Origin of the sequence: Paenibacillus sp. YN15 (assembly GCF_003285005.1) — a bacterium.
Taxonomy (GTDB): domain Bacteria; phylum Bacillota; class Bacilli; order Paenibacillales; family NBRC-103111; genus Paenibacillus_AR.
The window spans coordinates 44,421-59,423 of the sequence record NZ_QMFA01000006.1 but is presented as its reverse complement, the minus strand read 5'-3'; the positions used below and the strand labels follow the sequence as shown (position 1 = coordinate 59,423).

Here is a 15,003-nt window from a genome sequence, read left to right as displayed (position 1 = left end):
TCGGGATCAAATCCAGCCTTGATCAGATCCAGCCTCTGGCGCTCATCGCTTCGCTGATGCGTTTGATGGAGATCATAAAGGCGGCCGTGCGCAGATCGGTGCGATGCTCGCGGGACAACGCGCGCACCGCATCATAGGAGGCGTGCATCCGCTGTGACAGCCGCTCCCGCACCTCTTCTTCCGTCCAGTAAAATTGGGCCAGATTTTGCACCCATTCAAAATACGATACGGTTACACCGCCCGCATTCGCCAGAATATCGGGGATCACCAGCACGCCCATTTCCTGCAAAATTTTATCCGCTTCCGGAGTGGTGGGGCCATTGGCCGCTTCGGCGATGATTTTGGCCCGGACATTGCCTGCATTGGCGCCGGTAATGACATTTTCCAGGGCGGCCGGAATGAGGATATCCACCTCCAGCTCCAACAGCTCCGCGTTCGTGATGACGTATGGCGCACCGTAGTCGGCCAGCTTGGAATGATCCTTTAACGCAAATACCTTGGGCAAGTCCAAGCCTTCCGCCTGGTACAGCCCGCCCTTGGAATCGCTGACAGCCACAATCCGGCAGCCCTGCTCCGCCAGCAGCCTTGCCGCAATCCGCCCGGCGTTGCCGAAGCCTTGCACCGCGACTGTCGCGCCTACCGGAGAGATTTCCAGTTCCTTCAGGGCAGCCAACACCGTATAGACGCAGCCCTGAGCCGTGGCCTCGTTGCGTCCTTTGGAGCCGCCAAGGATGAGGGGCTTGCCGGTAATGATGCCCGGCGTGTTGACGCCCTTCAGACGGCTATAGGTGTCCATCATCCAGCCCATGATTTCCGGTGTTGTGTAGACATCCGGAGCAGGAATGTCTTTGTCTGGCCCGATAAAATCGGCGATGGCTTCCATGAAGCCGCGGCTGACGCGCTCCAGCTCGCCTTTGCTCAGCTTGCGCGGATCGCAGATGACTCCGCCCTTGCCTCCTCCGTAAGGCAAGCCCACTACGCCGCATTTGAAGGACATCCACATGGACAATGCTTTGACCTCATCGAGGGTAACATCGGGATGGAAGCGGATGCCGCCTTTCCCCGGACCGATGGCGTCATTATGCTGGGAGCGGTAGCCCTCAAATACCTGGACGCTGCCATCATCCATTTTCACAGGGAAGCTGACAGACAGGACGCGCTTGGGTTTTTTCAAAATATCGATAACATGCTGCGGAAGCTGCAAACGGCCAGCCGCCTCATCAATTTGCTTTTGCACAATTTCAAACGGGTTTAAATGCTCTTGTGCCGGTGCTGTGGTCGGTGTGCCAGACATATGCTTCATCCCTCTATCCATCAGATTTACGGTTTACCGCATTAAAGTATATCTTACATCATAGGTGAGCTTTATAAAAGTCTTTTTTAGAGAAAATATTATGACTGCGCTTTCAGAATCTTGGTGCCCTTCCACAGCTTCAGATACAGTATAAAATTACCAGAAATGCCCCAAACTAAAGCTAACGTACTGGATCAATATTGAATACTATCGAGGGATTAATGCCAAATGCGGTATATTATCAAGCTAATTAGGGTTTTTAAGGAACAGCATAAGAAAAAGAGAAAAACGGAAGAGGTTAGCCATAGCAATAAAGAAAGACCGCAACTCCTTTCGCGAGGTCTCAAAAAGAATCTCCACACTCTTAAAGCCATATTTGAGGACAGCTCCGATCTTATCATCCGCGAATTTTCCTTCGGAATGGATAAGGTCGGAGAGGTGAAGTCCGCGCTGATTTTTTTGGATGGGCTGGTTAGCCTTTCAACGATAAACGAAAGCATCATAAAGCCGCTTATGCACAATAGCCATCCTTTCCACGAAGAGGAAACGTCCGATATTACGAGTATGGATCAAATTCGGGACAGGCTTCTGGCCGTGGGAGAAGTAAGAACCGTCTACACCCATAACGAAGTAGTGGAAGCCTGCCTATCAGGAAATGCAGTGTTTCTTGCAGATGGTTTTTGCAAGGCGCTGGACATAGGAGCAAAAGGCTGGGAAAAAAGAGCTGTTGCAGAACCTAACAGTGAAACGGCCGTCCGGGGTCCGCGGGAGGGCTTTACGGAGAATCTGCGTACAAATACGGCCATGATTCGCCGGAAGATAAAAGACCCGGCACTCAAAATCCGTTCCACGGTGCTCGGAAAGCGCACGCATACGCTGATAAACATCCTCTATATAGATGGAATCGCAGATCCGGGTCTGGTAAATGAAGTCCAACGCCGCTTAAAGAAAATCGATGTAGACGCAATACTGGCCACAGGCTACGTGGAGCAGTATATCGAAGACTCGCCGTTCACCGTTTTTCCCACTATTTGGTGCAGCGAAAAGCCGGACGCCGTTGCGGGGAAGCTGCTGGAGGGCCGAGTTGCCGTGGCCGTGGACGGTACACCTTTTGTGATGACAGTGCCGATGCTGTTTATCGAAAATTTCCAAAACGCAGAGGATTACATTACGCGCAGCCATTACGCTACCTGGATGCGCTTGCTGCGGTTGATCGCGTTTGTTATCAGCCTCCTTACTCCCGCCCTGTATATAGCATTCACTACCTATCACCAGGAGCTGATCCCGACTACATTGTTATTTACGATGGCAGCATCCAGTGAAGGCACTCCTTTTCCCGCGGCTGTGGAGATGGGCATCATGATGCTTATTTTTGAAATCCTGCGGGAAGCCGGAATCCGCATGCCACGGTCCATGGGCCAGACCATCAGCATCGTAGGCGCCCTGGTAATGGGAGAAGCGGCTGTACAGGCCGGAATAGTGGGCGCACCGGTTGTTATTGTCGTCGCAATCACCGCTGTGTCCAGCTTTGCAATTCCTTTTATCTCGGATGCTGTTTCGCTTTTGAGATGGTTCCTGCTGATCCTGGCCTCTACCATGGGAAGCTTTGGCATCACCATAGGTCTGTTTGTTTTGCTCATCCACCTTACTTCGCTAAGATCTTTCGGCGCCCATTATCTGGCGCCATTGGCGCCGTTTCAACCAAACGATCTGAAGGATACCGCTGTGCGTGCCCCGCTCTGGGCTATGCATACTCGTCCCCGTGCGATAAATCCACAGGATTTGAAACGGCAAGAAATCCCAGCTTCATATGATCCGTCCACTGGCAATAAAGGCAATCGGAGTGAAGAATCATGACAAAAACGTTTACATCTTGCTTAAAAATTTGGAGGAAACGGAGCTGTGCCGCTGTTCTTTTGAACTGCATATTGCTGATCTCATGCCTGACCGGCTGCTGGAGCCAGCGGGAGCTTAGCAACATAGCCATCGTTGTCGGCACTGGTCTGGATACAAGCAATCAGCCGGACTCCCTGAAGCTGACGGCACAAGTGGTGAAAGCGTCAGAGATGGGATCCAGCGCAAGCTCCCAAGGCAGCAGGACCAGTGAAAAAGCGTATGTGAACATCAGTTATGCCGACCAAAGCGTACTCTCTGCTGTACGGGGAGTCACACATATGCAGAACCGAAGATTGTATTTTTCGCACAATAAGGTGCTTATTTTCAGCAGCGATTTAGCAAAGCTGGACATGGCAGAAGGGTTGGACGCATTCACACGCGATTATGAAGGGCGTATGGATGTCCAACTCCTGATTTCGAGAGGCAAGGCTTCCAAGATATTGGAGGAGGAGGCTGATCTGGAAAAAGTGCCGGCGCTTCATCTTTACGCCATGATGGAAAACCAGAAATTAAATTCTGAGACAGTGGTTATAACCCTGCGCGATTTTGTTATCGCCACGATGAGTGATTCCAGATCCCCAGTGGCCCCGATAATCAAGCTATATAAATCCGAGGAGGGAAAGAATAAGGTCAAGCTTGATGGTACGGCAGTTTTCAAACAGGGAAAGATGATCGGGGAGCTTGACGTAGCACAGACAAGGGGACTGCTTTGGGTGACGAATAAGGCCCAAAGCGGGGCACTAACCGTAAATACAGATTGGGGACAGGTTATTCTGGAGTTTCTTCACGCCAACAGCATCTTGAAACCTGTAAAAGCTGAAGACGGAACGATCCGGATGGAGCTTACCGTCCATGAGGATGGAGCAATTGAAAGCAACGAAACCACCCAGAATATGTCTCGCATAGAGAATGTTGAAATGCTGAAGGAACTCATGAAGGAAGCTATCCAGTCGGACATTCAAAACGTACTGGCGCAAGCAAGAACGCTGTCCGCTGATGTGTTCGGATTTGGCGAGGCAATTCGCCGCGATTATCCCAAGGATTGGGAAGCGATGAAGAAAAACTGGGATACCATGTTTCCCCAAATTGAACTTGATATCCGGGTGGATGTCAAACTGCGCTTCTCAGGCGGTTTGGCACAGCCGATAATTCCGGGAGGTGCATAATGAGAACTGCAATGGGAAGCATATCCTCAAAAGCTCTGATGTTTGCAGTGTTTTGCTTCATGCAGGCTACTGTACTGCGTTCCGGCTACATTATCAGTGTAACCCGTCAGGATTCCTGGGCCATGGCCGCTACCGGTTTTTTGTTTACGATTCCGATTGTGGCTATCTACGCTGCACTGCTGCGGGAATTTCCCGGAAAAAATCTGATCGAGATTGACGATATGGTATTCGGCCCGATTGTGGGAAAGGTTGTATCTGCTTTATATTTGTTCTTCTTTCTATCGCTTGCTGCCCTCAATGTCCGTGATCTCGGGGGTTTTGTAGTGCAGTACTTAATGCCGGAGACTCCCATCGCAGCGGTTATTCTCCTTTCCCTGCTTGGATGTGTCTACGCAATTCGTCAGGGAATGGAAAATCTCATGCATCTATCCACTTTCTTAGGCATCATTGCCGTGGGAGCAGTGGTTATCCATTCCATTCTGGTTCTCAAGGACATACAGCCCGGATTTCTAAAGCCTTTTTTTCAATTGGAGCTCATGAAATACGTGCAGGGAACAGTTTCTGTGTCAGCGCTCCCGATGGGCGAGATTTTAGCCTTCACAATGATTACTCCCATGCTTGAAAAGCCGAAAAAAACGGCAAAGCCTCTTCTCCTCGGCTTGCTCCTTTCGGCCATTTCCATGGCATTTGCCATGGTGCGTGATACCGTAACCCTTGGTCCTCTTGTTTTTATCGTTACACTGCCATCCTTTGAATCCTTACGCTATGTGAGTCTTGGGGACACCCTTACTCGGATGGAAAGCATTTATGCTGTGGTGCTGGTACTTCTATTTTTATTTAAGATTTGCATTCTGCTGTATGCCTTTGTACTGGGATTAACTCATATGCTGGGTCGAAAAAATAGAGAGCGGCCCCTAAGTCAGAAAAGTTATCCGCCGCTCACGCTTCTGTCTGCAGCACTTGTATTCTTCTATTCGCTTATCGTTTTTGAATCCATAATGGAAAATAGGGATTGGGGGGCGACCACTGCGCCTTTCTTTTCGCTGACTTTTGAGCTTCTGCTGCCGGCTGTATCCCTGTTGGTAGCTTTCTTGAGCAAGATTGGAAAAGTTCAGGAGGTGAAGGCATGAAGCTAATCATGATCATAATATCATTTTCCGGTATCGCCATGCTTGACCTGCCCAATATGGTCAAACGCAAACGGTGGCGCGACCTCGCCATCTATTCGATTCTCTTTCTCTTGGTGCTGGCACTTGGGGTAGCCGTGGCTTTGGATATCAACGTGCCAAGCCCAATCAAAGCGATTCAGGCATTTTATAGGGATATCTTGGGACTGAGCTTCAAAATTTCTTAGGTCTCCGGCTTGCTGCTTCCCTGCACAAGCAGAGATATAAAAAGGATGGGGGGAAAACGTAGTGCTTTCCCTCCATCTTTTTTATGTGGGGGCTCCTTTGCAGTTGGATACCTGCTGCAATGTTAAATTCCCTCCGGCAAATATGCGCCCATTTTCCTTAACAGGCCTTGCAGCTTCCCGATGTCGAAGCCTCTGATGTCGGTACCCTCCCCAATGGCTATGGACGCTGCCGCACCTGCTGCCTGGCCGGTGATGAAGCAGCCCGGCATGACTCTGACGGAGCCTTGAATATACTTATCGGTGCTGATGCATCTTCCCGCTACCAGAACATTTTTCAGTCCTTGGGGTGTCAGCGTCCGGTAGGGAATTCCGTAGCTTTCCCCTTGCTTATACCGCAGCCGCGTCTCGAAGGACTCCTTCATCTTCTGATGAAGCTCCTTATCCGGCCTGTAAGCATGGATATCAACAGGGTAGCAGTACCTTCCAATCTCATCCGGAAATACCGCTCTGCTCTCGAAATCCCGCAAATTCAGAACGTAGTCGCCGAGTATTCGTCTGGTTTCACGGATGCCCATCATACTTCCTGTAGCGGCCAGCTCCATATCCGCAAAGCCGTTCAGATATTTCTTATAATAATGCTCATATTCCACAAGCCTCTTCCTCTGTTCAATAAAGGCTTGGGTCAAAGACACCTCATCCGTTCCATCCACCCCGAAGGCATGGCCAATATTGCCGCCCCCGGTGGTCCGCCCGATCCGCCACATTCCGGGAAGGCTCGGGTCCTCCACCGTGAAGACTTTATCACGAAATGCCTGCTCCAGCATTCTTTTGTGCGTCGGGTCCCGCTCCGCTTCGTCCCAGTTGACTCCGGCCCATAGGCTGCACAAGGTGCCCGGCATCAGATTGCCGTCCTGGTCGCCCTTCTCGTAAGGAGCCCCTGCCCATGCGGCCAAATCACCGTCCCCTGTGCAATCGATGAACATTTTGGCTTTTACGGCAAACAAGCCGCTTTTTGCGTACAGGACTGCTTCCGTGACCTCTCCTTCTTCCTGAATTACTGCAATCAGATGGGTTTGGAAGGTGAAGGCCACATCTGCGTCAACTAACAATTCGTCGTAGACCCGTTTCAGAACTTCGAGTTTAATGGAATAGGGGTTATCATATCCGGTGCCGCCGGCTGCGCGAAGCCTGGTTAGGATTTCCTCGCCAATCCCTGCTGCAACCATGTTAATGCCGTCACTAAACTGCATAAATACCGGGACCATTGCGGCCGTTCCCATTCCCCCCAGGCAGCCCTGCCCTTCGGCGAGGTAAACCGAGCATCCGTTTCGGGCAGCGGCCACTGCAGCGGCCACGCCTGCAGGTCCCCCTCCGGCCACAAACACATCGACGTCATACTTTACCGGAATCGTACAGGAATAGCCGATCACCGCCTGTTCACATCCTTCATCAAATCGGCGACTTTTACAGACTCGCCTGTGCGGATGGACTGGTTTGCGGCAATTCCGGTCATAATGGACATGGCACCGTCGATATGGTTGGCTGCCCGGTTGTAGATGTCCTCAGCCGGCGTTCCAAACAGATCGTTTAACAAGACGGGGTCGCCGCCGCCGTGTCCTCCCACACCTTCCTCCACTTCAACAGAGTACGGAGCTTCAAACATAGGGAATACGGTAATATTCCTGCCTTTCACAGCGCCTTCCAGCGCCTTGTCTCCGCCCGAGTTGACATAGGACATCTCGACAACGTTCATCTCAATTCTGCCCTTGGAGCCGTTGAATGCAATCCGGTAGCCTTCCCAAGGCATGTAAGCATTGAGAGAGTAAGTGAGAATGGCTTTATTCTTATAGCGCACAATAACGCCCATCGTATCTTCAATGTTAATTCCGTCTCCAAATACGCTTTGATCCCGCAGATAACCATCCTCGTGCTCTGCATTCAGATACATGCCCTTCAGACCCTCACTGCTGTCCAACTGCAGTCCGAAGGGGTCCTCCTTGGCTGCCGCATTGCCTGTAGACCGTTGGTAAAAGGAAGTAACCCCCCGATTTTCCGCATTCTCACGGCCATAATACATTAAGTCCCCGAAGGCAAATACAGTCTCAGGCTCGGAATTGATCCAGAAATTGACCAGATCAAAGTGGTGGGTGGATTTATGCACCAACAATCCTCCGCTGTTGCGCTTATCCCGGTGCCAGCGTCTGAAATAATCCGCGCCATGCTGAGTGTTCAGCAGCCATTCGAAGTGAATGGAGTATACCTCGCCGATGACCCCGCTTGCGATTAACTCGCGGGCTTTGGTATGATGAGGCGCATAGCGGTAATTGAAGGAGACGCGGATATTGCGCTTTGTACGCTCAACGGCATCAAATATTTCCTTGCTCTTCTCTACATCCACCGTCATGGGCTTCTCGGTGATAACGTCGCATCCCAACTCCATAGCGCGGATAATATATTTGTGGTGCGTGCGGTCAACACTGGTTACAATCACAATGTCCGGTTTTTCCTTCATAATCATTTCATCAAATTGTTCTGCCTTGTACGTATGAACCGGCGGATGGCCATACGTTTCAGTGAGCAGTTTGTTGGCATAATCCATCCGCGTTTGGTTCACATCGCAAAAGGCGACAAGCTCGGATGTCTCCCGGTAAGTTTGGGCAATAGCCCCGTAAAAAAAGGATGCTCTTCCTCCAATGCCCACTTGAACGTATCTTTTCTTTCCCATTCGTTTCGATTCCTCCCACAAAATTTATAATAATTGGCTCAGCATTTCTGCTGGTAGCTAGATCATAGCGAAGGGGGCCAAAAAAGGATACTCACCCTTTATATAAACAAACACATTTATTAGCATGGAACACTTCACATTTTGTACAGTAGGGTTATTTTTTTATGGTGAGGGGCCAAAAACCCGGAGTACGGCCTCATCGAAGATGTCTTGAAAGACCGTTATGCCAAAAGGGAGCATGTCCCCGCATTTCGGGAGGCATACTCCTTTTGCTAAGCCTTACCTCTCTGTCCGGTCAACCAAATTCATAATAGCAGCAACCGCCTCGGCGCGCGTGGCCGTCTCCTCCGGCGCGAACCGGTTGCCTGTGGTGCCTTGAATAATCCCCGCCTCCACAGCCGCGGCAATGGACGACCAGGCCCAACCCGGAATTTGCTCCTTGTCGGCGAACGGCTGCAGTTCCAGAGCTTGATCCGGTTCCAACCCCAGCGCCCGGACCAGCATCACCGTCATCTCTGTCCGGCTGATCTGCCGCCCGGGGCCGAATGTGCCATCCTCATAGCCCTGAATCAGTCCGGCTTCCGCTATGGCGGCTACCGACGGCGCAGCCCAGGCCGGGATGTCCCCTGCGTCCGCAAAGGCCGGCTGTGGGGAGCTATCTCCCTCCAGACCCAGCGCCCGAACCAACAAAACGGCGAACTCGGCCCGGGTCACCGGACGCTCCGGACGGAAGGTGCCGTCCTCATATCCTGTGACGATCCCCCGCCTCACGGCCTCCCGAATGGGCTGCTCCGCCCAATGGCCTTCAATATCCGCCAGCCCCGGCGCCTCAGCCGTCAGCTCCGTCTTCAGCAACGGCGTAAACACGGCGCTTTCGATGGAAGCATCCACCAGCTTCACCTCCTTCAGCACCACCTCCGCGGGGCCGGGGGCCAGACGCTTGAACCGCAAGACGGCCAGTTGGATATCCCCCTTCAGTCCCTGCTTGGGTCCGATCAGCGTATGCGCGATGCGAATCCGCTCTCCTTCCACAAGCGGATTCACCAGAAAGCCGTTATGCGGCGCCTCGGCCTTCTCCAGCTCCAATCTCCCCTCGTCAAACGTCAGATTCAGCTCATACGCATAAACATCGCTTGTTGCCTGGGCCGTGATTACCACCTCCAGCCCGCTCTCCCCGCCTGTCATCCCGAAGGTGGCGGCTTGGTTGGCGGCTGCGCCGAAAACGCCGGACATCCCCATCAGGAACAGACAGCACATCAGCACGGCGACTTTGATTTTCATCTGTGAAGCTCCCTTCGCTGCGGGAGGACGGGACAAGAGCCTCCGCTCCGTCCCGTATCCCGGTTCTCTGCGCTTCCGGCGGGTTATTCGCCAACCGCCCAATCGGTCAAGATCATTCTCGCCACGGCCGCAAGCACCTCAATGGTGATTTCATTCCCGCCCTGGATATCGGCTGCCGCCACCTTGCTCCAGTCCGGATGCGTATGGGTGATGCCATAGTATTTGGCCACCAGGGACAGATCGCGAATGCCTACCTTCGTCGCCCCGCCTCCGACCAGCGTGATCAGCGATTGTTCGAAGGTTTGAATGGCTCCGTTCAGCGCCGTCACCGCCGCATTGACCGCCTCCTGGCTGGCGGAGCTGTTGCCGCGAACGGCCTTGGCTACATCCAGCGCCGACTTCAGCGCCGTTTTGGCCGATTCCGGATACTTCCCGATTTTGTCGCCGTAAGGTCCTTCATCATGCATCTTTTGCCCCTTGGCAATGGCGGCATTCAGCGCCGTGAAGTCGGCAGACTGGCCCGGTGAAGCGGGATTCACCGCGTTGAAGAATTGCTGCACCGCCGTTTGCAGCGCTGCCGCAGCCTGATCCACAGCCGCCTGCGTTGCCCCGGCCTGATCTCGTACCGCCTGGGCAAGCCCAATAGCACCTGCCAGCGCATCATAAGCGGCCTGCGGATATTGGCCGGGATACGGTCCCACCACCGCGTTGTCCAATACGGTTTGCGCATAGGCAATAGCGGCATTCAAGGCCGTAATGTCTGCTTCCTGCGGCTGCGCCGTGATCAGAAGGGACACCCTGGCTCCCGCCGTTTCCGGCACAACCGCCTCTTCTCCTTCAAAGGAAAGCTCGAAGCCGGACAGGTATACGGCCGCGGTGACGCCAAGCTCCGCGCTCTCCTTCACCGCTGCCCGCAGCTTGAACAAGGGCTCTGTTCCCGCAAGCGACCGGTCAGGACCCGCAGTGAACAGCAGCGCCCGCAGCTTTCCGGGTTGGCCATAAACCGCAGCCGACACCTGATACCCTTCCTGCTGAGACTGGATGGCCTCATCCTTCAGCACCTGGACGCCGTCCACCTGGTCAGTAGCGAATTCCAGCACATCCGGATCATAATGCACCGTAACATCTGCGGCGGTGAAGCGGCTGGCATGGTCCACGCCCACCGTCAGCTCCAGCGGCTGTCCCGGCTGCAGCTCCGCCGCGCTGGCGGCCAGGGTGCCGGTCACCGGCATCGGCGCGGGCGCAGGCGGCATCCAAAAAACTGGCCGGAACAGACCCGGGTCCTTGCTGCCTCCGATCCCGGCTCCCCATTCAATAAAGCCCTTGCGTCCAGCTCCATCGTTGTCGTTCACCAGGAAAGAAAAGCTGAACACCGATTCGATCCTTGGTATTATCGGCGCCAGTTCCGACCAAGGGATCGCCAGTTCATATGCGGTCACAGCGTTGGCCTCATCACGGACTATGGCAAGCTGACGATTGGTGATCGGCTTGCCCCCGCTGCCTTCCGGAGCGCGGGAACGATACAGCAGGGGGCCGTCGGAGGTTTGCGACAAAGTAAATTCATACCACTTATTTTCAGTTCCCGGCATTCCTTGCGCAACAGCAAACTGCAGGCTGTCATTTTTCCAAATTTCGCTGCCCGCACTGGGATGCGCAAAAACATCGTCAATAATGCTTGCCGATAAGTACAAGTTGTCTTCATCCCAGGTAACCCAAGCCTGGCCGCTTAAATCCCCGGAACCGCCGTAGCCCGTAATTTTGTTCACGCCCGTTGCCAAATCAACCATTGCTCCCGGCAAGCCCTTATCCATTGTTCCGTCTGTCAGGATTGGCAATTGATACAACGGGTTGAATTCAATATTCCCTTCCAGCACGGTCTCACTGTTGTCAGCAAAGAAAACCTTTACCCTGTAGGGATACGATTTCGCCAACGCAATTGCGCCAACCTCCAGTGGAACCGGCAGATTGGATTGCGGAGCCACAGTTGCTTCTACGGCTTCCCTTCCTGAGGAGCTGCCCAGCTGCCACTCAATTGCTTCAACTCCCAGCAGCGTGGAGGAGGCATGATTAAAGATGCGAATATTCAGTTGCCCTTCATTGATCCCGGGCTGCTCCATCCATGGCAAAACCTCAACCTTATGCGAGGGCAAAACATGGACATCGAATATGCTGAACCCAAAAGCTGTCCCATTCACGCTCCATGTCCCGCTCAATTGGCAGGTTCCTTCTTTTAAGATACCGGAGATATTGACGGAAGCGCTTGCAGTTTCCGACGGGCCGGCTTGAATAGCGCGCGATGCATCGCCGGATTCAAACACAAACGTTTCAGCCTGCAAGGTTGGATTATTCACCTGCAGCTCTGCATGGACAGCTTCTCCTACTACAGTATCGACTGCCGAAACCAAAAAGCTTGCATCCTTCCCGATTGCAGATAGAGTTCCTTTCAGATAGATTGGATCGCTGGTTAAGGTAAGATACACCTTGCCTCCCAACGGAGTGTAGAATGAGCTGTTGCCCATCATGTCAACTATTTCTACAGGCTGGTCCGCGTCAACAGCAATCGTCTGCGGAGCAAGAGACCACATCACTCTTACATCCTGGCCGTTCTTCGCGAACTTATAGCTGTACAATCCCTCATCCAGCGCGTCGCGGGCAATATATTCGGCCCCGCTCAATTCCCGCGTCATGGCCGCGTATACCGGAAAACCCGGCTTTGGCGTCAGCCTGCCTCTGGGATCGGCAACATTATGCACAAGACCGAAATGATGCTCTTTGTCGGCCGGGTCCAGCCCGTCATCCATCAGATCATACCAGATCGCCTTTTCCAACCCGGACGCCAATGCAACCGCATGGCTTCGCAGCACATATTTGGCCTGTATATCCTCCGTCACCACACTTGTATGTGTAGGCCAACCGAATTCGGACAACCAGATCGGCTTCGTCTGGCCATCATTATATTGTTTCATAAGCGACTGTACTGCGGTTAAATCGTCCAACCCTTCGGGAGTGGGGGGATAGCGGTGGAAGGATACCGCATCCAACGCTTGCATGCCGCCCTGCTGGAACACCGTTTCCCACCAATCCAGAGGCATCCCTGAAGTAACCATGCCGATCACCGTTGCATCCGGTCTTACAGCCTTAATAGCCGAATACGTTGTTTTTAGCATCTCCGCATAATATTCAGGCTTGGAGTCGGCCAAGCTGTTTCCCCGGTCACCGAATTGGGGCAAATTAAACTCGTTGTACACCTCCACCCAATCGATGATGTCCTCATACTGCTTCATATAAGCTGCAGCATAATTGGAAAATCCTTCCATGCCCTCTTCCGTGTAAGGCGTGCCGTTCTCATCGTAAAACGGGTTTGTAAGTCCGGCTACGAATAAGTCCTTCACTCCCTTGCTTTCCAACATGGGCAAGTAATTGTTCGGAAAGGGAGTGAATGTATATTCACCCTTCTGCTTTTCAACGTTTGCCCAGGAGGATCCTTCCCGCAGCGTCTTGGCTCCCGAGAGCACAAAAAGCTCCAGTATATCCTCCCAATCATGGGGTGTCCGGTTGAGATGCGTCGAAAAGCCAAATGGAGAATCGGCTATTAAAGCTTGATCAAATGGAGACAGAATCGCAAACGGTGTACTGATCTCCGCCTGCCCCTCAAGGATATTCAGGGTAAAATATCCCTTCTCCTGGATTGCCGCCTGAATCACCGCTTCCCCGTTTGTGGCAACCGCCGTTCCTTCCGCCACCCGCTTGCCCCAGTAATTTTCCGCATACCATTGAACAGAGGGCTTTTCCGTACGCAGAATAAATTGAGCCGGTTCGGGCTGGACAAAAATATTCCCCGGTTTCGTCTGAATGATTTCCCCTTTGGACAAGTTGACTGTTATGTAAGGCCCATCCGTTGTCCAATGGCCAAGCGCATCGGCAGCTTGAATCTGGAATGTATAGGGCTCGCCTCGAACGAGGCCATTCGCCGTATACACAGTTACGTTGCCGGACACCTCCTGCAATAATTCTCCCTGCTTATAGATGCGATAGGCGGCCACACCCTTCCCGTGCATCGCCAGCGGCCAGGAGAGTGAAACGGAATCCTTTCCCTCGTTAACAACTTGCAGTTGGGAGGAGGCTTTCCATATTGGAGCATCCGAGTCGGACAAATTCGATTTTATTTCTACATACGGCTTATTATTGCTGTTTTCCTTGCTTCGAAAGAATACGGAAACACCGGACTGCTCCTGCAAAATCGCGAAGGTTGCTTTCCCGTCCCCGGCCGCCTCCTTGCGAAGCTGTGCCGTCACATCAATTTCATGCCAGCCCCAGGTTCGGGATGTATTTACCTCTCCAATGCGATGTACAGGCGCCGGTTTATCATTCCAGGTTACAGTTGACTCATTCCAGTCGTCATCCTCGGACAAGTACACGATGTTTTTTTGCAAATCACCGCTTCCCTCCGTAATTGCGCCAAACAGATGCAGCTTGGCTGATCCGATTTGCGCAGGTTCATAACCGGAAATATCGAATTTCAAGAGTCCCTCACGGGTTAAATCGGCTGTATTTTTCTTTACGATCAGATTGGTTTCAGACCCGTAATTCAGATCTGCGCTTGCTCCTCCCCGGACGTATGCATCATCCTCTGAATAAAGCGCTTCCACAACTGGCGTTGTTTCAACTGTCAAATATGGCTTCTGGCTGTGCTCTTTACTTCGGAAATGAGCGGTAAATCCCGGCTCCTCCTTCTGCACCAATACAAATGTGGAAATTCCCTCGCCCTGCATCCGGCTTCGCACATAATCAGTCACGTCCAATTCATGCCATTTCCATGTGCGGTTTACTAAGATACTGCCAAGCTCGTAAATTTCCTCCGGCTGCGTACTCCATGTAACAGCGGACTCATTCCATCCCTGCTCATCCGTCCCGAATACCCAAATTTCCGTTTCCTGGTGAGTCCCTTCGGTAATGGCGCCGTTTATATGAAACTTCACCGAAGTAATCTGTGAAAGGTCAAGCTGACTGAGGTCGAAGCGCAAATACGATTTCCGAACCATATCGCTGCTTGCATTGTTTTTGACAAAAAGCTCGGGAAGCGCCCCGAAATTATCGGACGCATATGCCCCGCCCCGAACGTAAGCGTCGTCTGTTGGTTCCAATGTGAGCAAGCCGGCGGCCAAGGCCTGTTTCTCCACGAGGGGCAGCATTCCAAACAATAGCATAATTGCAATTGCCAATGAAAATAAACGGCTCCAGAGAGACAGCTGGCGCTTCTGATTTTTTCCAAACATTCGCTCAACTC

At 52.6% G+C, this 15,003-nt stretch carries 9 protein-coding genes; 4 read left to right on the top strand and 5 right to left on the bottom strand.

What is annotated here, in order from left to right:
• Positions 1-22: 22 nt before the first annotated feature.
• Complete coding sequence (locus DQG13_RS07145) at positions 23-1,294, bottom strand: Glu/Leu/Phe/Val family dehydrogenase (protein WP_258525506.1); 1,272 nt, start codon at positions 1,292-1,294, stop codon at positions 23-25.
• A gap of 228 nt (positions 1,295-1,522) precedes the next feature.
• On the opposite strand from DQG13_RS07145, the gene DQG13_RS07140 reads away from it, so the two are divergent.
• Genes DQG13_RS07140 through DQG13_RS07125 form a run of 4 tightly spaced genes read left to right on the top strand, consistent with a single transcriptional unit; the run spans position 1,523 to position 5,710 of the window.
• Entirely contained in the window at positions 1,523-3,151 is a 1,629-nt protein-coding gene (locus DQG13_RS07140) for a spore germination protein (protein ID WP_113019069.1), read from the top strand.
• Entirely contained in the window at positions 3,148-4,356 is a 1,209-nt protein-coding gene (locus tag DQG13_RS07135) for a Ger(x)C family spore germination protein (RefSeq protein WP_113019068.1), read from the top strand. The genes DQG13_RS07140 and DQG13_RS07135 overlap by 4 nt, the downstream gene beginning before the upstream one ends.
• Positions 4,356-5,486, top strand: coding sequence for a GerAB/ArcD/ProY family transporter (locus DQG13_RS07130; protein ID WP_113019067.1), 1,131 nt, complete (start codon positions 4,356-4,358; stop codon positions 5,484-5,486). The genes DQG13_RS07135 and DQG13_RS07130 overlap by 1 nt, the downstream gene beginning before the upstream one ends.
• Positions 5,483-5,710, top strand: a complete 228-nt coding sequence (locus DQG13_RS07125) for a hypothetical protein (protein ID WP_113019066.1) — start codon at positions 5,483-5,485, stop codon at positions 5,708-5,710. Before DQG13_RS07130 ends, DQG13_RS07125 begins: the two co-directional genes overlap by 4 nt.
• Before the next feature lie 122 nt (positions 5,711-5,832).
• Here the strand turns inward: DQG13_RS07125 and DQG13_RS07120 are convergent, their stop codons facing one another.
• The 4 genes from DQG13_RS07120 to DQG13_RS07105 form a co-directional block, all read right to left on the bottom strand.
• Positions 5,833-7,140 (bottom strand): FAD-dependent oxidoreductase, encoded by a 1,308-nt coding sequence (locus tag DQG13_RS07120; protein WP_113019065.1) that lies wholly within the window; start codon positions 7,138-7,140, stop codon positions 5,833-5,835.
• Complete coding sequence (locus DQG13_RS07115; RefSeq protein WP_113019064.1) at positions 7,137-8,435, bottom strand: Gfo/Idh/MocA family protein; 1,299 nt, start codon at positions 8,433-8,435, stop codon at positions 7,137-7,139. The genes DQG13_RS07120 and DQG13_RS07115 overlap by 4 nt, the downstream gene beginning before the upstream one ends.
• Positions 8,436-8,714: 279 nt before the next feature.
• On the bottom strand, positions 8,715-9,716 hold the full coding sequence (locus DQG13_RS07110; protein ID WP_113019063.1) for an S-layer homology domain-containing protein: 1,002 nt from the start codon (positions 9,714-9,716) through the stop codon (positions 8,715-8,717).
• Between the two features lie 83 nt (positions 9,717-9,799).
• On the bottom strand, positions 9,800-14,992 hold the full coding sequence (locus tag DQG13_RS07105; protein ID WP_181592627.1) for a CBM96 family carbohydrate-binding protein: 5,193 nt from the start codon (positions 14,990-14,992) through the stop codon (positions 9,800-9,802).
• Positions 14,993-15,003: the final 11 nt, after the last annotated feature.

Excerpts from the sequence above, each read along its gene's own strand:
- DQG13_RS07135 (WP_113019068.1), top strand. The coding sequence starts at position 3,148 with ATGACAAAAACGTTTACATCTTGCTTAAAAATTTGGAGGAAACGGAGC.
- DQG13_RS07145 (WP_258525506.1), bottom strand. The coding sequence starts at position 1,294 with ATGTCTGGCACACCGACCACAGCACCGGCACAAGAGCATTTAAACCCG.
- DQG13_RS07125 (WP_113019066.1), top strand. The coding sequence starts at position 5,483 with ATGAAGCTAATCATGATCATAATATCATTTTCCGGTATCGCCATGCTT.
- DQG13_RS07130 (WP_113019067.1), top strand. The coding sequence starts at position 4,356 with ATGAGAACTGCAATGGGAAGCATATCCTCAAAAGCTCTGATGTTTGCA.
- DQG13_RS07105 (WP_181592627.1), bottom strand. The coding sequence starts at position 14,992 with ATGTTTGGAAAAAATCAGAAGCGCCAGCTGTCTCTCTGGAGCCGTTTA.
- DQG13_RS07115 (WP_113019064.1), bottom strand. The coding sequence starts at position 8,435 with ATGGGAAAGAAAAGATACGTTCAAGTGGGCATTGGAGGAAGAGCATCC.
- DQG13_RS07140 (WP_113019069.1), top strand. The coding sequence starts at position 1,523 with ATGCGGTATATTATCAAGCTAATTAGGGTTTTTAAGGAACAGCATAAG.
- DQG13_RS07110 (WP_113019063.1), bottom strand. The coding sequence starts at position 9,716 with ATGAAAATCAAAGTCGCCGTGCTGATGTGCTGTCTGTTCCTGATGGGG.